The 18,137-nt window shown below is 60.4% G+C and carries 17 protein-coding genes; 5 read left to right on the top strand and 12 right to left on the bottom strand.

The window, feature by feature from the left end; translation table 11 throughout:
- Positions 1 to 152: 152 nt before the first annotated feature.
- From hemH to ACX3M4_RS22315, 8 genes are all read right to left on the bottom strand, one after another.
- Positions 153 to 1,232, bottom strand: a complete 1,080-nt coding sequence (gene hemH / locus ACX3M4_RS22350; RefSeq protein WP_459355175.1) for a ferrochelatase — start codon at positions 1,230 to 1,232, stop codon at positions 153 to 155.
- A gap of 292 nt (positions 1,233 to 1,524) precedes the next feature.
- The gene (locus tag ACX3M4_RS22345; RefSeq protein WP_459355174.1) at positions 1,525 to 2,763 is read right to left on the bottom strand and encodes a phenylacetate--CoA ligase family protein; all 1,239 of its coding nucleotides are present in this window, start codon (positions 2,761 to 2,763) and stop codon (positions 1,525 to 1,527) included.
- A gap of 39 nt (positions 2,764 to 2,802) precedes the next feature.
- The gene (locus ACX3M4_RS22340; protein ID WP_459355173.1) at positions 2,803 to 3,657 is read right to left on the bottom strand and encodes an ABC transporter ATP-binding protein; all 855 of its coding nucleotides are present in this window, start codon (positions 3,655 to 3,657) and stop codon (positions 2,803 to 2,805) included.
- 61 nt (positions 3,658 to 3,718) lie between these two features.
- On the bottom strand, positions 3,719 to 5,050 hold the full coding sequence (locus ACX3M4_RS22335) for an ABC transporter substrate-binding protein (RefSeq protein WP_459355172.1): 1,332 nt from the start codon (positions 5,048 to 5,050) through the stop codon (positions 3,719 to 3,721).
- 107 nt (positions 5,051 to 5,157) lie between these two features.
- On the bottom strand, positions 5,158 to 6,234 hold the full coding sequence (locus ACX3M4_RS22330; RefSeq protein WP_459355171.1) for a branched-chain amino acid ABC transporter permease: 1,077 nt from the start codon (positions 6,232 to 6,234) through the stop codon (positions 5,158 to 5,160).
- 4 nt (positions 6,235 to 6,238) lie between these two features.
- Positions 6,239 to 7,192 carry a branched-chain amino acid ABC transporter permease gene (locus tag ACX3M4_RS22325; RefSeq protein ID WP_459355170.1) on the bottom strand — a complete coding sequence of 318 codons (954 nt, stop codon included), beginning with the start codon at positions 7,190 to 7,192 and terminating at the stop codon, positions 6,239 to 6,241.
- A gap of 12 nt (positions 7,193 to 7,204) precedes the next feature.
- Entirely contained in the window at positions 7,205 to 8,032 is an 828-nt protein-coding gene (locus ACX3M4_RS22320; protein ID WP_459355169.1) for an ABC transporter ATP-binding protein, read from the bottom strand.
- The gene (locus ACX3M4_RS22315; RefSeq protein ID WP_459355168.1) at positions 8,029 to 9,957 is read right to left on the bottom strand and encodes an AMP-binding protein; all 1,929 of its coding nucleotides are present in this window, start codon (positions 9,955 to 9,957) and stop codon (positions 8,029 to 8,031) included. Before ACX3M4_RS22315 ends, ACX3M4_RS22320 begins: the two co-directional genes overlap by 4 nt.
- A 543-nt stretch (positions 9,958 to 10,500) precedes the next feature.
- Here ACX3M4_RS22315 and ACX3M4_RS22310 point away from each other — a divergent pair.
- The 3 genes from ACX3M4_RS22310 to ACX3M4_RS22300 are packed head-to-tail and all read left to right on the top strand — an operon-like array spanning position 10,501 to position 13,113.
- Positions 10,501 to 11,511 carry an ABC transporter substrate-binding protein gene (locus ACX3M4_RS22310; RefSeq protein ID WP_459355167.1) on the top strand — a complete coding sequence of 337 codons (1,011 nt, stop codon included), beginning with the start codon at positions 10,501 to 10,503 and terminating at the stop codon, positions 11,509 to 11,511.
- Positions 11,512 to 11,554: 43 nt separating this feature from the next.
- Positions 11,555 to 12,349 (top strand): ABC transporter ATP-binding protein, encoded by a 795-nt coding sequence (locus ACX3M4_RS22305; RefSeq protein ID WP_459355166.1) that lies wholly within the window; start codon positions 11,555 to 11,557, stop codon positions 12,347 to 12,349.
- A complete protein-coding gene (locus tag ACX3M4_RS22300; RefSeq protein WP_459355165.1) occupies positions 12,346 to 13,113 on the top strand; it encodes an ABC transporter permease in 768 nt (255 codons plus the stop codon). The genes ACX3M4_RS22305 and ACX3M4_RS22300 overlap by 4 nt, the downstream gene beginning before the upstream one ends.
- A gap of 202 nt (positions 13,114 to 13,315) precedes the next feature.
- On the opposite strand, the gene ACX3M4_RS22295 is transcribed toward ACX3M4_RS22300, so the two are convergent.
- Together ACX3M4_RS22295 and ACX3M4_RS22290 are read right to left on the bottom strand one after the other, a co-directional pair.
- Positions 13,316 to 14,350, bottom strand: a complete 1,035-nt coding sequence (locus tag ACX3M4_RS22295; protein WP_459355164.1) for a LacI family DNA-binding transcriptional regulator — start codon at positions 14,348 to 14,350, stop codon at positions 13,316 to 13,318.
- Positions 14,351 to 14,502: 152 nt separating this feature from the next.
- Complete coding sequence (locus ACX3M4_RS22290; RefSeq protein ID WP_459355163.1) at positions 14,503 to 14,670, bottom strand: hypothetical protein; 168 nt, start codon at positions 14,668 to 14,670, stop codon at positions 14,503 to 14,505.
- 106 nt (positions 14,671 to 14,776) lie between these two features.
- On the opposite strand from ACX3M4_RS22290, the gene ACX3M4_RS22285 reads away from it, so the two are divergent.
- Positions 14,777 to 15,667: a LysR substrate-binding domain-containing protein gene (locus ACX3M4_RS22285; protein ID WP_459355162.1), complete on the top strand. Its 891-nt coding sequence runs from the start codon at positions 14,777 to 14,779 to the stop codon at positions 15,665 to 15,667.
- Between the two features lie 166 nt (positions 15,668 to 15,833).
- On the opposite strand, the gene ACX3M4_RS22280 is transcribed toward ACX3M4_RS22285, so the two are convergent.
- Positions 15,834 to 16,961 carry a porin gene (locus ACX3M4_RS22280; protein ID WP_459355161.1) on the bottom strand — a complete coding sequence of 376 codons (1,128 nt, stop codon included), beginning with the start codon at positions 16,959 to 16,961 and terminating at the stop codon, positions 15,834 to 15,836.
- A 452-nt stretch (positions 16,962 to 17,413) separates the two neighbouring features.
- Positions 17,414 to 17,602 (bottom strand): hypothetical protein, encoded by a 189-nt coding sequence (locus ACX3M4_RS22275; RefSeq protein WP_459355160.1) that lies wholly within the window; start codon positions 17,600 to 17,602, stop codon positions 17,414 to 17,416.
- An 87-nt stretch (positions 17,603 to 17,689) separates the two neighbouring features.
- On the opposite strand from ACX3M4_RS22275, the gene ACX3M4_RS22270 reads away from it, so the two are divergent.
- On the top strand, positions 17,690 to 18,112 hold the full coding sequence (locus ACX3M4_RS22270) for a Ros/MucR family transcriptional regulator (RefSeq protein ID WP_459355159.1): 423 nt from the start codon (positions 17,690 to 17,692) through the stop codon (positions 18,110 to 18,112).
- Positions 18,113 to 18,137: the final 25 nt, after the last annotated feature.

Here is an 18,137-nt window from a genome sequence, read left to right as displayed (position 1 = left end):
TTGAACCATCCGGGATACGCACTGTGCCCGACCACTCCCCGGTGTAGGGCGGTTGTGAAACGGTCTCGTGAAATATGGAAAGCCTCGTGAAAAATTACGAGGGTTTTCAGGTAAACCGAACAAACAGCGTTGGATAGGTTCCGGCGCTGCCGTCAGATCCAGCCGCCGAGCTCACGCCGGACGACATGGGCGATCACGTCCATGCCGAGGTCGCTGTCATTGAGGCAGGGGATGTGGCTGAAATGTTCACCGCCCGCATGCTCGAAAATCTCACCGGCGTCCCCGGCGATCTCCTCCAGCGTTTCCAGGCAATCGGCGACGAAACCCGGGTTCATGACGGCAATCTTCCTGACGCCGTCCTTGGCCAGTTGTTCAACCGTCTTGTCCGTATAGGGCTGCAGCCATTCTTCCGGACCGAAGCGCGACTGAAAGGTGACGCGCAGCTTGTCGGAACTCCAACCCAGCACCTCTCGCATCAGCCGCGTCGTCTTCATGCAGTGGCAGTGATAGGGATCGCCCTTCTTGAAATACGACTGCGGAATGCCGTGATAGGAAGTCAGAACCACGTCCGGTTCGAAATCGAGGCTTTCCAGATGCCGTTCGACGGACTTGGCCAATGCCGACACATAGACCGGATCATCGTGATAGGGCGGCACGGTGCGGATGGCCGGCTGCCAGCGCATTTTCAGAAGCGTGCGGCAGACGACATCGTTGACCGTTGCCGTGGTGGTTGCCGAATATTGCGGATAGAGCGGAAAGACCAGGATGCGGTCGCAGCCCTCGTCCTTCAGTGCCTGCAGCCGGTCCGGAATCGACGGTTGGCCGTAGCGCATCGCCCAGTCGACCTTCAGGCGGCCATCCATGCCGCCGAACATTTCCACCAGCTTGTCCGACTGGCTTCGGGTGATCGTGCGCAGCGGAGATTCGTTTTTTTCGTGGTTCCAGATTTCCTGATAGGCCTTGCCGGACTTGCCGGGCCGGGTCATCAGCACGATGCCGTAGAGGATCGGGTACCAGATCGCCCGGGGCCATTCGATCACGCGCTTGTCGGAGAGGAATTCCCTCAGATAGCGGCGCATCGGCCAGTAATCCGTCGCATCCGGCGTGCCGAGATTGACCAGGAGAACGCCGACCTTGCCACTCTTGACCGAAGGGTGATCCTTCGGCAGTTGCACTTTCCTGAACTCGGCTTCCTGGTCGGCAGCGATCGGCGCGGTCGGTTGAACGGTCATCGGCGGGATAGATCCTGAACTCTCTGTCTAGCTGCCGCCTTACATAGTCCAAGCAGGCCTCGAGGCCAATGCGGCATTTATCATACGCCGGTGGCAGAGAGCAGATCACAGGTGGCAAGGAGTTTGGACTACCCAAACAACCTCATCCTGAGGAGGACCATCAGGTCCGTCTCGAAGGATGGGCACCTTGCTCCAGAACAAGCGGCCCATCCTTCGAGACAACGCTGTCGCGCTTCCTCAGGATGAGGTTAAATTTTGCTGCTCGTCACTCAGCTTTGATCTCAAAAACCTCTCACCCGTACTCCCGCTCGTCCGCGATGACCTTGCCGTCGTTGGGCAGCGCACCCAGCGTCACCAGAACAACGTCGCCTTTCAGGTGCGTAACCTCGCGCAGTGTTGCCGCGACCCTGTCCGACAGGCCGTTGCCTTTTGCCTCCGTTTCCACCGAAAGGGTCATCGCATCGGCTTCTCCGACACGGCTGACGGCAAGGCGTGCCTTGCTGACTTCGGGATGCGCGGCGACGATCTGGGCGATCTGGGCGGGATCGACGAACATGCCTTTGACCTTGGTGCGCTGGTCCGCCCGGCCCATCCAGCCGGCGAGACGCATGTTGGTGCGCCCGCACGGCGACTGGCCCGGAATGATCCGTGAAAGGTCGCCGGTCGCAAAGCGGATCAGCGGATAGAGGCTGTTGAAATTGGTGACGACCAGTTCTCCGACTTCGCCGTCGGCGACCGGTTCGCCGGTACCGGGGCGGACGATCTCGACGATATAGTCCTCGTTGACCACCATGCCGTCCTTCGCCTCGCTCTCGTAGGCGATGACGCCAAGATCGGCGGTCGCATAGCACTGCCCGACACTGATACCTTGCGCTTCGTATTCCTCGCGCAGGGACGGAAACAGCGCCCCGCCGGAAACAAGAGCCTTGCGGATGGAGGAGACATCCCGCCCTTGTTCCCGGCCCCGGTCGAGGAGGACCTTGAGATAGTCCGGCGTGCCGACGAAACCGGCCGGCCGCAGCACCTCGATCGCCTCCACCTGGCTGTCGGTGTTGCCGACCCCTGCCGGGAACACCGTACAGCCGAGCGCGATCGCGCCCTGGTCAAGAATGAAACCGCCTGGCGTCAGGTGATAGGAGAAGGCGTTCAGCACCAGATCGCCCTTGCGGAAACCGGCTGCATGGAGACTGCGTGCACCGTTCCACGGGTCGAGACCCGGGGCCTGGGGTTCCCAGATCGGACCCGGCGACATGAAGACACGCGCGGCCCCCGAAAGATCACCGGCTAGGAAGCCACCGAAGGGCGGCTTTGCCCTTTGTTTTTCAAGAAGGTCCGACTTGCGCAGCACCGGCAGGCGGGCAAGTGCGGCCCTGTCGGTGACGGCAGCAAGATCCTGGCCGGCCAGATGTGCGGCCCAGCCTTCGGCCTTGGCTGCGGCATGGGCCAGCAGCTCCGGCAACCTGGCAAAAAGATCCCGTTCACGCTGAACGGCGTCCTGCCGCTCGCGCGCGTCAAACTCAGTGTCGCTCATGATCGTCTCCGCCTGTTAAGACCCCGGGCTCTGCCCCGATCAGGCCAGCCAGCGCTTCCTTCGCTTATAGTGTTTGACATTGCGGAACGACCGGCGGCCCTCGCCACCGACGCCCAGGTAGAATTCCTTGACGTCTTCGTTCTCGCGCAGCGCCTTGGCATCACCGTCCAGCACGATGCGGCCGGATTCGAGGATGTAGCCGTAGGTCGCGTATTTGAGCGCCACGTTGGTGTTCTGCTCCGCCAGCAGGAAGGACACGCCTTCGTTCTGGTTGAGCTGGCGCACGATCTCGAAAATCTCTTCCACCAGCTGCGGCGCAAGACCCATGCTGGGTTCATCAAGCAGGATCATCTTCGGCCGGCTCATCAGCGCACGTCCAATGGCGCACATCTGCTGTTCGCCGCCGGAGGTATAGCCCGCCTGGCTGTTCCGCCGCTCGCGCAAGCGCGGGAAATAATTGTAGACCATTTCCAGGTCCGCCTTCACCGCGCTGTGTCCGTCCTTGCGGGTATAGGCACCGGTAAGCAGATTCTCTTCGATGGAGAGATGTCCGAAACAATGCCGGCCTTCCATCACCTGGATGCAGCCGCGCCGGACCAGATCATTGGGCGACAGGGCCTGAACCTCTTCACCGCCGAACAGGATCTTGCCCTTGGTCACCTCTCCGCGCTCCGCACCCAGCAGGTTCGAGACCGCTTTCAGTGTCGTTGTCTTGCCCGCGCCGTTGGCTCCGAGCAAGGCCACGATCCCGCCCTGGGGCACAGTCAGCGAGACGCCCTTCAATACCAGGATCACGTGGTCGTAGATGACCTCGATATTGTTGACCGTCAGGATCGTCCGGGCAGCTTCAGAAGCGCTCTCGGGTCCTGTCTGTTCCACATCCAGCAATGCCATTCCATCATCTCCCTGGGAACTCCGCCGCGCGGGAAGGCGCGGCGGAGCGGTCTGCCTCAGCTTAGTTCGGGCAGGGTTCGGTGCGTGCCGGCCAAGGTGCGTTCTTTTCCGCATACTCGGCCGCAGCGGCTTCCAGGAGCGGGCGCACGACGTCAGTCATCGGCTCGATCCAGCCGGAGGCCTGGCGCCACTTCTTGCCGTCCCATTCCTGGATGAACACCGGATGGCTGCCGGCGTGGTCTTCGCAGGTCACCTTCATCGGATGGGCAAAGCCCTTGAGACCCAGCTCTTCCAGACGGGCTTCGTCCAGATTCAGGGCTTCGAGGCCGAGACGCATGTCCTCGCCCGTGATCACCTTCTTGCCGGTCAGTTCCTGCGCGGTCCTGATGCCTTCTGCAATGATCACCGAGTTCAGGACGCCGCGGTTGTAGAGCGTTCCGCCAATGGTTTCCGCATCGGTGGTGGACAGGCCTGCATCCACGACATGCTTCTTGATGTCATCGAGCGCCGGGAAGTCCGCGCCGACACCGGAGAAGTTCATCGCCTTGTAGCCCTTGGCGCCTTCGCCGCCGGCAGCCGCGTCATCGTCGCCGGCTGACCACCAGACACCGATGAACTTGTCCATCGGGAAGCGGATCTTGACGGCTTCCTTGACGGCGGTCGGGTTCATCGCGCCCCAGCCCCACATGACCATGTAATCCGGACGGTCGCGGCGCACGTTCAGCCACTGCGAGGACTGGTTCTGCATTTCCGCACCCGGAACCGGATACTGCAACAGTTCAAAGCCGTATTTCTCGGCCAGCTGCTCCAGAAGCGGGATCGGCTCGCGGCCGTAACCTGCGTCGAGGAAGATATAGCCGATCTTCTTGCCCTTCAGGTTGTCGAGACCACCTTCCTGCTCACCGATGTATTTGATGACGACAGAAGCGCCGTCCCAATAGGTGTCCGGCACGTTGAAGATCCAGGGGAAGGTGGAGCCGTCGGCCGCCGCCGAGAGGCCGTAGCCCATGGACAGGACCGGAATCTTGTCGACACCGGCCTTCGGGATCAGCTGCAGGGTGATACCGGTGGAATAGGGGTTATAGACCAGCGCGCCCTTGCCCTTGGTGGCTTCGTAGCACTCCACGCCCTTTTGCGCGTCGTAGCCGGTTTCGCACTCTTCCAGAGCCAGCTTGACGCCGCCAATGCCGCCGTCGCGCTCGTTGAGCATCTTCAGGTAGTCGTGCATGCCGTTGGCGATGTGGATGCCTGAGCCGGCATAGGGACCGGTCCGGTATGTCAGGAGCGGCACGTAATTGGTGTCCTGGGCCTGAACCGCGGTTGTCATGGCGCCGGTAAGACCGACCCCAAGCGCAACGGCGGTTCCAAGCGCAAGTTGCTTGATGCTTTTCATATTCTCCTCCCATGCGGCACCTGTCGGTGACCGCCGGACCGGTTGCGCCATTCCTCACCGGATCGGTCCATGTCCGGATGGCGGGTGAAAAGGCTGGCCGGCCTACCTCAGTAGGGGAACGGCCAGACCCTGAGCTTCTGCTTCGCGATCTGCCAGAGCCGGGCAAAGCCGTGCGGCTCGACGATCAGGAAGAAAATGATCAGCGCACCGACGATCATGTAGGTCGCGTGCTGCACTGTTTCCGCGGCAAGGTCGAAGCCGAGCAGCCCCGGAACGAATTTCAGGAACACCGGCAGGATCCAGATGAAGGCCGCGCCCATGAACGCACCGCCAAGACTTCCAAGCCCGCCCAGGATCACCATGAACAGGATCTGGAAAGACAGCCGGATCGAGTAGGAGGAGGGCTCAGCCGCGTTCAGCCAGAAGAACACCATCATCGCCCCCGCAACGCCGCAGATATAGGACGAGACCGCGAACGCCATCAGTTTGGTCTGCAGCGGCTTCACGCCCATCAGCTCGGCGGCGATGTCCATGTCGCGGATCATCATCCAGGCGCGGCCGATGCGCCCGCGCAGCACGTTGGCGATCAGGAAGGCGATCAGGGTGGTGATGCCGAGCACGATGAAATAGCGGGCGAGCGGGGTGGCTTCGGCGCCGGAGGCGACGATGCCGAAGACCTCACGGCGCGGCACTTCGATCGCACCCGAGGCATTGTAGTTGTAGAGCCACGGAATGCGGATGAAACACCATTCCAGGAAGAACTGTGCCGCCAGCGTGGTCACAGCCAGGTAGAGCCCTTTGATTCGCAGGCTCGGCAGTCCGAACACGGCACCGATGGCGGCCGAAAACACACCCGACAGCAGCACCATGACGATGACGTTGGCATCCGGAAAGAGCGTGGTCAGCTTGTAGGCCGCATAGGCGCCGACCCCCATGAAGGCGCCCGTGCCAAGCGACAGCTGACCGCAGAACCCCGTCAGGATGTTGAGCCCGATGGCCGCCAGCGAGAACACCAGGAACGGGATCATGATCGAGGTCAGGAAGAAGTCATTGGCCGTAAGGGGAATGACGATGAAGGCGAGCGCCAGAATGACGGCCAGGCCGACCCGGTCCTGCAGGATCGGGAACAGCGCCTGATCCGCCTTGTAGCTCGTTTTGAATTGTCCAGCTTCACGATAGAACATGGGCTCAGATCCGTTCGATGATGCGTTCGCCGAAGAGACCCTGCGGCCGGAACAGAAGGAAGATCAGGGCGATGATATAGGCGAGCCAGGATTCGATCCCGCCGCCGACCAGACCACCCCAGTAAAGCTCGCCGATCTTCTCGCCGAAGCCGATGATCAGCCCGCCGACGATCGCCCCCGGAATGGAGGTGAAACCGCCGAGGATCAGCACCGGCAAGGCCTTGAAGGCAACGATCTCCAGCGCGAAGGACACATCGGACCGCGCCCCCCACATGATGCCGGTTGCCAGCGCCACGAGGCCGGCGGCGAACCAGACGATTGCCCAGATCTGGTTGAGCGAGATACCGACGGAGAGTGCCGCCTGATGGTCGTCCGCGACGGCCCGGAGCGCCCGGCCGATGCGGGTCTTGTTGAAGAAGATCCCGAGCGCCGTCACCATCACCACCGCAATCACCGCAGCGGCAATATCGATATGCTGCAGGATGACGAGCCCGCGGTCGCCGAATTCGAAGGCTGTCGAACCGGTCGGCAGGCCGAGCTCCTCGGTGATCATCTGTTTCGGCTCGCCGCCGAAGACGAACTCGCCAAAGCCGATCAGGAAATACGTCAGACCGATGGTCGCCATCAGCAGGATGATGTCGGGCTGATTGACCAGCGGCCGCATCACCACACGCTCGACCCCGTAGGCCAGGATCCCCATCACGCCGATGGTCAGGATCAGGGCGAGGAAGGCGGGCACTCCGTTTTCGTGCAGGCCCACCAGCGTCAGACCGGCGAACACCACCATGATGCCCTGCGCGAAGTTGAAGACACCGGATGCCTTGAAGATCAGCACGAAGCCGAGCGCGATCAGAGCGTAGAGAATTCCCGCGACGAACCCTTCCCACAGGACCTGCAGGAAGAAGTCCGGCATGTCGTACATCTGCACGAAGGGATCGATGAAAATGTCGTAGAGCATGGGTCGTCCCTCCTAGTGGCTCACGCCGAGATAAGCGTCGATAACGGCCTGGCTGGCCTGCACTTCCTCAGGCGGTCCGTCGGCGATCTTCTTGCCGTAGTCGAGCACGACCACCCGGTCGGAGAGATCCATGACGACGCCCATGTCATGCTCGATGAGCGCGATCGTGGTGCCGAATTCCTGGTTCACGTCTATGATGAACCGGCTCATGTCTTCCTTCTCTTCCAGGTTCATGCCAGCCATCGGCTCATCCAGGAGAAGGAGTTCCGGTTCCATGGCCAGCGCCCGGCCGAGCTCGACCCGCTTCTGCAGCCCGTAGGGCAGGCGGCCGACCGGCGTCTTGCGGATCGCCTGGATTTCCAGGAAGTCGATGATGTCCTCGACCTTGCGGCGATGCTCGATTTCCTCGCGCTCCGCCGGTCCCCGCCACATGAGCTGCCAGAAGAAATTGCGGTGCATCTTCAAGGATCGGCCGGACATGATGTTGTCGAGTGTCGTCATGCCCTTGAAGAGCGCAACGTTCTGGAATGTGCGGGCGATGCCCTGGCTCGCAGCTTCGTAGGGCTTCATCTTGCGGCGGACCTTGCCCTGCCAGGTGATCGTGCCTTCCTGCGGGTGGTAGAAACCGTTGATGACATTGAGCATCGACGTCTTGCCGGCACCGTTCGGGCCGATGATGGCGCGGATCTCGCCCTTCTGGATGTCGAAGGAAATGTCGGTGATCGCCTTCACGCCGCCGAAGGACAGCGACACATTGTCGACCTTCAGTAGAACTTCGCGCTCCGCAACTTCAGCCGCGGCCTCCGGAGCAATGACCTTTTCCTTTACAATGGCGTTCATTCGGCGGCCTCCTGCATGCCCTTTCCGGCGTCGTGGACCGTCATGTCCCGAATTTCGACAGTCGCCTCGAGCGCACCCTTGCGGCCATCTTCGTAGGTGACTTCCGTACGCACATGCTTGGAGGTCGAGCCGTCGTAGAGTGCCTCGATCAGCGGCTCGTACCGCTCGGCGATGAAGCTGCGGCGGACCTTCTGGGTCCGGGTCAGCTCACCGTCATCCGCATCTAGTTCCTTGTGCAGGATCAGGAAGCGTTTGATCTGGGCCCCGGCCATCATTGGCTCGCGGGAAAGGTCCCGGTTCACCTGGTCCACGTGGCCCTCGATCATCGCGTAGACATCCTGGTTCGAGGCGAGCTCCTGATAGGAAGCGTAGTTGACGTTGTTGCGCTCGGCCCAGGAGCCCACGGCGGTCAGGTCGATGTTGAGGAAGACCGCCACCATGTCCTTCTCGTGACCGAAGGCGACCGCCTCCTTGATGTTGGGGAAGAACTTCAGCTTGTTCTCGATATATTTCGGCGCAAACAGCGAGCCGTCGTTGAGCTTGCCGACATCCTTGGCCCGGTCGATGATCTTCAGGTGACCGTTCTCGGCTATGATGCCGGCGTCCCCTGTATGCACCCAGCCGTCGGACGTCTTGGTGCTCGCGGTTGCTTCATCGTTCTTGAAATAGCCGACAAAGACGCCTGGCGAGCGGTACATCACCTCACCGCTCTCGGCGATCTTCAGTTCGACATCGGGCGCCGGCTTGCCGACCGTGTCGCCAAAGATCTCGCCGTCCGGCTGCAGGGTGATATAGACGCTGGCTTCCGTCTGCCCGTAGAGCTGCTTCAGGTTCAGACCGAGCGAGCGGTAGAAACGGAAGATTTCCGGCCCGATAGCCTCGCCGGCGGTATATCCGACCTTCATGCGCGTCAGGCCCATGCGGTTCTTCAGCGGTCCGTAAACGCACAACTCGCCGATCCGGTAGAGCAACCGGTCCTTTATCCCGACCTGTTCACCGTTGAGGATCTTTTCACCGACCTGGCGCGCGATCTCCATGAAATAGTCGAACATCGCCCGCTTGGCTTTGCCGGCATCCTCCATGCGCACCATGATCATGGTCAGCATGTTCTCGAAGACGCGCGGCGGGGCGAAGAAATAGCTCGGAGCGATTTCGCGCCGGTCGACATCGATCGTGTCCATGCTTTCCGGGCAGTTGACGCAGTAAGCGGCAGTAAAGGCCTGCGCCAGCGAGAAGACGTGGTCGCCGATCCAGGCCATCGGCAGGTAGGCGAGCACTTCCTCGGTCTCGTCGAGACGGTCGAAGGCGTTGCCGTTGCGCGCGGAAATGACGAGATTGTCGAAGGAGAGCATCACGCCCTTCGGCCGCCCGGTGGTGCCGGACGTATAGAGCATCACGGCAATATCAGAACCCTTGCCGCCGGCAAAACCGGCTTCCCAGTCGGCGGCGAGCGACGGCGTCCTGGCAATCAGCTCGCGGCCCTTGTCCTGGATGGCCGCGTAGGCATTCAGATGGGTGTGATCGTAATCGCGAAGGCCGCGCTGTTCGTCGTAGACGATCTCCTTGAGGCTCGGAACATCGTCCGCCATGGACAGGAGCTTGTCGACCTGCTCCTGGTCTTCCACCACCGCGAAAGTGACTTCCGCATGACCGAGCACGAAGGCCATTTCCTCGGCAACGCTGTCGGCATAGACCGGTACCGGCACCGCCCCGACGGCCTGCGCCGCGACCATGGCCCAGTAAAGCCGTGGCCGGTTGGCGCCGACGATGGCGATCTTGTCGCCGGCTTTCAGGCCAAGCGATTTCAGACCGATGGAAAATGCGCGGATTTCTTCCGACACCTCGGACCAGGTCCAGCTTTGCCAGATCCCGAAGTCCTTTTCCCGGAACGCGGTCCGGGACCCGAAGACCTTCGCATTGTGCATAAGAATCTTCGGAAAGGTGTCCTCCTCGCGCGGCGAAGCGCTGGCCGACCCTACCATGGATTGTCTCTTCCCTTTAGAAGGCGCCCCAATTGTTCGGGGTCGTTCCTATCGGGTATGAAACGCCCTGCCGCCCGTTCCTTCAACCTGTAAATTGTTAAAGGCGAACAGCCAGGTTGCCCCAAGCCCGTTACAAGCAGGCTAGGATGGCCGATTTGCAGCAATATGTTTCAATCATGTCGAATTGTTTCAATTGCGCTGCAGGTGCGAGATCGACCGCCGGGGCGAGGACCGGCTTCCGGAAGAACCGGCATCCGACTTTTCCAGGCGAACCGCAGACAGCAAGGCGATACCGGCATGCGGCCGGTCCGGCAAAGACCGCCCGGGACAAGGGCTCCCGCCCTTTCTCGCCCGCCGCATTTTGCCCAAAAATTATACCTGCTGAAAAAGTTTGCAAAACTCTGAAACCATCACTAACCTGATCTGCTTGTACGACAATGCACGGCCCTCTCACGGGCTGCCCAGTCCGAGAAACAGGAGATGTTGATGCTCTACAGCAAAATCGTTGCGGCCGCGCTCATTGCAGTCGGAACCACGGCCGCGACCGCGAGTGAGAAGACTGCCGTCCCCTTTGCTCTGGACTGGAAATTTGAAGGCCCTGCCGCCCCCTATTTTGCCGCGATAGACAACGGCCATTTTGACGAAAAGGGATTGAGCGTCGAGATCACCGCGGGCTCCGGTTCCCTGGACGCCATACCGAAAGTCGCGACAGGCGCGTTTCCGGTCGGGTTTGCCGACATCAACAGCCTGATCAAGTTTCTCGACCAGAACCCGGGCGCACCGGTCATCGCCGCGATGATGATCTATGACAAGCCGCCTTTTGCCGTCATCGGCCGCAAGTCCCTCGGCGTCGAAGGTCCGCAAGATCTTGCCGGCAAGGTTCTCGGCGCTCCGCCACCGGACGGCGCCTGGGCGCAGTTTCCGATTTTTGCGGCCGAGAACGGCCTCAACATGGATGATATCAAGGTCGAACCGGTCGGCTTCCCGACCCGTGAACCGATGCTCGCCGAAGGCAACGTGTCCGCCATCACCGGTTTTTCGTTCAGCTCCTATCTGAACCTTGTGCGCCTCGGCGTGCCCGAGGAAGACATCTCGACCATCCTGATGGCCGATCACGGTCTCGATCTCTACGGCAATGCGGTGATTGTGAATTCCGATTACGCGGCTGCAAATCCGGAAGTGATCAAGGGCTTCCTCGAGGCCGTCGCCATGGGCTGGAAGGACGCCATCGCCGATCCGGCAGCCGTCATGCCCGCCCTCCTGGCGCGCAATCCCGCCGCCGACGCGGAACTTGAACAGCGCCGCCTGCAACTGTCGATCGACGCCAACGTCGTCACCGACTACACGACGGCAAACGGTATGGGTGGCATAGACGCGGACCGCATGGCCAATGCCATCAAGCAGATCGGAACCGTCTATACGTTCCAGAACGAACCGGACGCCAGCCTCTATTTCACGGACGCCTATCTTCCCGCAGGCGGTTTCCCCCTGAAATAATATCGGCTCGGAGGCCGCCGCGCCTCCGACCGCCAAGGTTCACATGACAGCTTTGATTGAAATAAAAGGCGTGCGCCACGCCTTCCGAACGGCGTCTGGCCCCTTGCGCGTGCTGGACGGTCTCGACGTATCGGTGGAGGAAGGCGGCTTCTGTGCCGTTGTCGGACCGTCAGGCTGTGGCAAATCCACACTGACCCGGCTGATTGCCGGCCTGATGCGTCCGGACGAGGGCGAAGTCTGGCTTCACGGCGAACAGGTTCGCGGCCCGCGCTCGACCGTCGGCATGGCCTTCCAGAACCCGGTGCTGCTCGAGTGGCGCTCGATTCTGAAGAACGTCATGCTGCCGCTGGAGATCGTTCCCAACGGATTGCGGGGGAAAGCCGCGGTCGACCGGGCGCGCCATCTCCTGTCGCTCGTCGGCCTGGAAGGCTTTGAGGACAAGCGCCCCTCGGAACTGTCCGGAGGCATGCGCCAACGTGCCTCCCTCTGCCGGGCCCTGGTGCACCAGCCCGAAGTCCTGATCCTCGACGAACCTTTCGGAGCGCTCGACGCCTTCACGCGCGAGGATCTCTGGCAGACCATGCACGAGTTGAAGGCAAAAGAACCGTTCACGGGCGTTTTGATCACGCACGATCTGCGCGAGGCGATCTTTCTGGGCGATCAGGTTGTCGTGCTTTCCGGGCGTCCGGCGCGCACCCAATACCTCATGAATATCGACAGGTCGGCGCCCCCCGACCTGAACGATCTCTATACGGCAGAGGCAGCCGAACGCCTGACCATCCTGCGGCACCAGATCGAAATCGCTCAGGGCCGCGCCCCGGAAGAGGCCAAACCATGACCGGAGGGCTTAAAAAAGTAATCGTTCCGCTGATTGCGATCCTGATATTCCTGCTGCTCTGGGAGGCTCTGGTCTGGCTCAACGGGTGGCCCAACTACAAGATGGCCTCTCCCAGCGATCTGTGGCCGGCCTATACGCGGTATTGGGAACTCTTCCTGGTGATGGGCTGGCAGACGCTTTGGCGCACGGTCGCAGGCCTGTTGCTGGCTGTCGTCGTCGGCACGGCCATCGGCATGATCATGGGGTTCTCGCGCACGATGCGGGACGGGCTCTACCCCCTGCTTGTCGGTTTCAACGCCATTCCCAAGGCGACGGTGGTCCCCATCGTGGCATTGATGTTCGTCGGCGCGCACGACTTCAACACGGTGCTGATCGCCTTCATGATTTCGTTTTTCCCGATTGCCGTCTCGGTATCGATCGGGCTTTCCACCCTCGAACCGGAATACCGCGACATCCTGAGAGCCCTCGGCGCGTCGCAGACGACGATCTTCTGGAAAATCGCCCTGCCTAAAACCTTGCCTGAATTTTTCGGCGCACTGAAAGTGTCGGTGACACTCGCCTTCATCGGCACCAACCTGATGGAGATCGTCAGCCCGCATGGCCGCGGCCTCGGCGCACTTTTCGACAGCGGCAAAACGAATTCGGATTACCCTCTCATGTTCGCCGTTCTGATCGCCTTGGCCCTGCTCGGCATCGTCCTTTATTATATCGTCGTCGGGCTGGAGAAGATCTTTGCAAGCTGGGCGGAGCGGTCGCCGCACTAAGCTGTGCGAGCTAGTGGAGCGAATTTGACATTTGAGTCTCGTTCGCGGCTAGGCTGATGCTCAAATGTCAAATTCAACAGCTCCACTAGAATCATATATTTATCTAGTGGTTCTTATGATTCTGACATTTGCTCCAGCGCTAGCAGCAGGGGGATGCAAATGTCAGAATCGAACCACTGGAAACTGCCGGATGGACGAAGCTCTACCCTGAACCGGGACTGGCCGCGCTTCTGCGCACCACCAGCCAGGGCTCCAGTTGCACGCTGCCTTCGTCCGGCTGCGCCCCTTGAAGCAGGTTCAAGAGCAGCCTGGCGGCCTGTTCGCCGACCGCCCGACGGGGCTGATGAACGGTGGTCAGGGGCGGCACGAAATGACCGGCAATGTCGATATCGTCAAATCCGACCACGGAGACATCTTGTGGCACGCGAATCCCGGCTTCGCTCAAACGGGAAATGAAGCCGAAGGCCGTCCGGTCGCTGGCGCAGAAAACCGCGGTAGGCCGCTCGGGCAGGGTCATCCAGACTTCGGCTGCATTTTTTCCGGCGTCCAGCGTGTAGTCGCCTTCGAGGACCCACGCACCCGCCGGATCGATACCGGCTCCGGTCAGCGTTGCCTGAAAGCCCTGAAGCCTGTCCCGGCCCGCCCTGTGCGTGAGCAGCCCCGTGACATGGCCGATCTTTTGATGCCCCAGGCCGAGGAGATGCGAGACCGCCAGTTCGGCACCCAGCAGGTTGTCCACCACGGCAATCGGCACGGCCGGATCGTCGCTCCATTCGCCGGCGGTTACGATCGGCGGCGATTTGGGGTTCGACGCGCGGATGCGTGAGATTGAGAAATGCCCGTCCAGGATCACGATCCCGTCGCAGTTGTTCTTGCTGAAATAGTCGCTCAGGTTCGAGCGCGACATGGTGGGTTTTCTGGTATCGGCGATCAGAACTTTCAGGCTGCTTTCCGCGCAGACCGTCTCGATGCCCTGAAGGATATTCGAGAAGTGCGAATTGCCGATATCGGGAACCAGCGCAACGATTGTGCCCGTGTCCCTGCGGCGGAGATTGCGCGCAGCGTGATTGATGACATAACCGGTCTTCTCGACCGCTTCGGAGACCCGGCGGCGGGTTTCATCGGAGACCCTATCCGGCGCTGTCAGCGCACGGCTGACAGTAGCGGTGGAAACATTGGCCGCGCGGGCGACGTCCTGAACCGTCGGATTTGATCTTTTGTAATCGGACCTGGGCATTCCCGGAATGTTAGCCGATAACGATCTGACGTCGCTAATTTTTTGAGGCCCTCGGAAGGGAAGACCTATTCACCGGCAAAACCATTTCCCGCCCCTCCGTCCGCGAGAGCGGCGAGCGTCCGGTGAGAGCACCTGCAAGATGCGCCGATACGTCAAGACCGATCGGTTTTCCGGCGCGCGACCGATCCGGCCTGAAGCGTCGCAATCCGGACAGAGACCAGGATGATATCGAGGATCTCAAGGATCGGATGTAACGACACCGCAGGCTTCTCGCCGGCGGCGTCCAAGCCGATGCCCGGCTTTTCGTTCTTTGCGCTCATCGGGGTGCGTCTTCGTGAAAAGGATTGAATTTCCTCGAAGAAAACCGCTCTTGCAGGTTTTTCGCAAACGACTAATCTCGCCGGGTAGACCAACCTGAGGTTATGAGTGTCCCGTTCCAGACTTCCTCTCACCGCGCTTCGCAGTTTCGAAGCTGCCGGCCGCCACCAGAGCTTCACGCGGGCGGCGGAAGAGCTTTTCGTGTCACAGGCGGCCATCAGCCGGCAGGTGCGTGAGCTGGAAACACGGCTTGGCGTCAGACTGTTCGAGCGCATGGCCCAGGGTGTCCGGTTGACCTTTGCGGGCGCGGAACTGCTGGCGACCCTCAGCCGTGCATTCGATACCATCGAGACGAGCCTGCAGAGCCTATCGGACAACCACCGGCAAAGCGGCCTTTCGCTGTCGGTCGAGCCTGGTTTTGCAACCTGCTGGCTTCTGCCGCGCCTGTCCGGTTTTCAGGCTGCCAATCCCGAAGTCGAGATGATGGTCGAAACGGAAGACCGGTCGATCGAATTCCGGCCGCACGAACCGGTTCTGGCCATCCGTTTCTCGGCAACGCAAAGCAGCTGGAAAAACACGGAAGCCAGACGCATTCTTGACCTGACCATGATCCCGGTCTGGTCGCCTCATTTGCCGGGTGCGGATCACCCCCTGCGCAGTCCGGCAGACCTCATCCGGCTGCCTTTGCTGCACGAAATCGGTGCGCGCGACTGGCGCTTCTGGTGCTCGAAGATGGGGGTCTCCTATGATGGCCCCGACCGTGGACAGCGCTACGATCATCAGGGCCTGATCCTGCAGGCCGCCCTGAGCGGACAGGGTGTTGCTCTGGTCGACGAGATCTTCGCAAGGCCGTATCTCGACAAGGGAGAGCTGAGGACAGCCTTTGCTAGCCTGGCGGGACCTGGTGCCTACTGGCTGGTCACCCCAAGTTTTTCCGGTCTTCCGCCTGCAGGACGGATCTTTGCCGATTGGCTTGCCGGCGAACTGAGAACGGCCTGACACCCAGCTGCCCGGCTCGACCTCGACCCGCTTGGGGCATTGCGCCCGTGCCATCCCACCCGTAAGGAGTTCCGGCCCTGAAACGGGGGCGGCCCGGCAGTTTGGAGGCTGCCGGGCTGCGTGACTGACTGGAGGTCTAATTCGCAGTCAGATCTCTTTGAGCTGATTAGAACGTGCGCTGCATACGCACGCCGAACTTCAGCTCGTCGGTGTCGCCAACGGTGTCGACATCGGTGTTAGCATAACCCACATCGGCGCCCATGACGAACCCGGAAACAGGTTCCCACTGAACGGAGCCGTCAACCGCATAGCGGGTCACGTCGTTCAGGCCCTGTGCCGCGTCGATGTCGAGGTAGGAGCCGTCGAGCGCCAGACCGATCGTCGAAGTTGCCTGGATGTAGGCACCAGCCGACAGGGAGTAGGCGGTCGAGGTGTCATCGCCGTTGTAATCTGCCACACCGTCGTAGGTGGTGACGTAAGCCAGCGCGCCGTCGCCGTAGAAGCCCTGGAAGAAGATGTTCGAACCGGAGTTGATCATCGGCAGGTTGATGGTTGCGCCACCGCCGATCGCCCAGCCGAGGTTATCTTCGCCACCGGTCGCGTTGTTGTTGGCAACATCCGGGTAGACCTGGTGCAGGGCACCGGAGAGCTTGGCGGAGCCCCAGCCCTGAGAGATGCCGAGAGCTGCAACGACGTCCGGAGCACGGGTGCCGCCGTAATCGCCATATTCACGGTTGGAACGGTCTTCCAGAGCGATCGTTGCGGACAGGCCGTTGCCGAAGGCAGCGGTGTAGGCGATCTGGGTGGTGGTCACGTCCGACCAGTCACGATCGACGACACCGATGAAAGCCTGACCGGTGTTGATGTCGAAGTTCGACGTCAGACGGCCGGCGGTCAGGCCGCCCCACTGGATGTAGGCATTTTCCAGCGTGGAGGAGGACGCACCGTTGGTGTTGGTCATGTACATGGAAACGTAGGCACGCAGCGTACCGAATTCGGTCGCGGTGCGCGCATCGAGGTACACATAGCCGCGAGACAGCCAGGAATAGCCGTCGGAGTCACGGTTGCCCCATGCACCGTCGTCCAGGACGTTGTTCACAACGAACTGGGTACGGACACGGCCGCCGACGCGCAGGCAGGTTTCGGTGCCCGGGATGTAGTAGAAGCGAGCGCCATAAGCATCGCAGACACGAACGTAATCAACCGGCTCCGGAGCGACCGGAAGATCGGCAGCCTGGGCGGTGGTGGCAGCAGCAGCCGCTGCAGCGCCGAGCATCAAGCTCTTGAGTTTCATCATATTACTCCAGGTTCAAATTCAGGCGGAAGGCAAAGAGGCCATTTCAAATACTTGCGATAAACCCCTTACGCAAACCATTAGACTTCCACTATCAGAAAAATACTTAAACTGATTTGGCCGTCTCCATTCCAAAAAGACAGGTTGCGGTCCGTAGTTCAAGCAGGAAAATACCGGAAACGAACATTGGAAAACCGAGTCTCATTTTTGCAACACATTGAATAACCTACCTTTTTTACAAACTATCACTTTTTCGACTTTGCCCTTGAACTCCGGATTCCAAGCCCCCATATGGACTGCCTTTTTTATACTTTAAATACTTATCGGATATTTTCGCCGAATTTCTGCTCTTGTCTTCATGCAACATGAAAAAAGTCGTGACTACACTGTTCAGTGTAATACAATGCCAAGCAATAGAATCACTCTCCAAGAAATAGTCACTTCGTTTTTGTCTATATTTCCTTTGCTTTTTTCGTGATTTTTCCAGTTTCCCGCCCAGTGACCGCGTTCTTCTTCAAATCAACAGTCAAAACCGCAGCCGACCAGCCGCCACTCGCGCTGCGTTGCAGCAAATTTCGCTCTTCTAAAATTTTATTTGCACAAATTTTATTAGCTACTTGAATTTTGAAGTCATCGAACAAATCTATTTCAGGAAATCCGCCGCCCCACCTCGACGTCACCCGCCAACGGGGCTCACCCAGCCGTCACAGTCGCAACAGGAATCCTCCATGGCTGAATTTGATGAAGGCGAATCCTTCGAACCGCCGAACCTGATGGCACTTACAGCGGGGATCGTATCCAGATACGTGACCAACAACCCGGTAGCGAAACAGGATCTGGTCGATCTCATCCAGGACGTTCACGGTGCCCTGGAAACCGCATCGAGTGCCGGACCTACGGCTCAACGGGAACCCCTCGTTCCCGCAGTCCCTATCCGCCAGTCGGTGACAGCCGACTTCATCATCTGCCTGGAAGACGGCAAGAAGTTCAAATTTCTGACCCGCCACCTGAAGACCAAGTTCAACATGACACCTGCCGAATACCGGCGGAAATGGGGCCTCGACCCGGATTATCCGATGGTGGCTCCGGCCTACGCGCAAAAGCGTGCCGAGATGGCAAGGGAAGCAAAGCTCGGACATCGGAACCGCTAAGCCACTCTCCTGCTGCCTGGAGACC

Source organism: Roseibium sp. M-1 (assembly GCF_054515675.1).
Note: the sequence above shows the minus strand (reverse complement) of the source record. Positions and strands in the feature narration are given on the sequence as shown.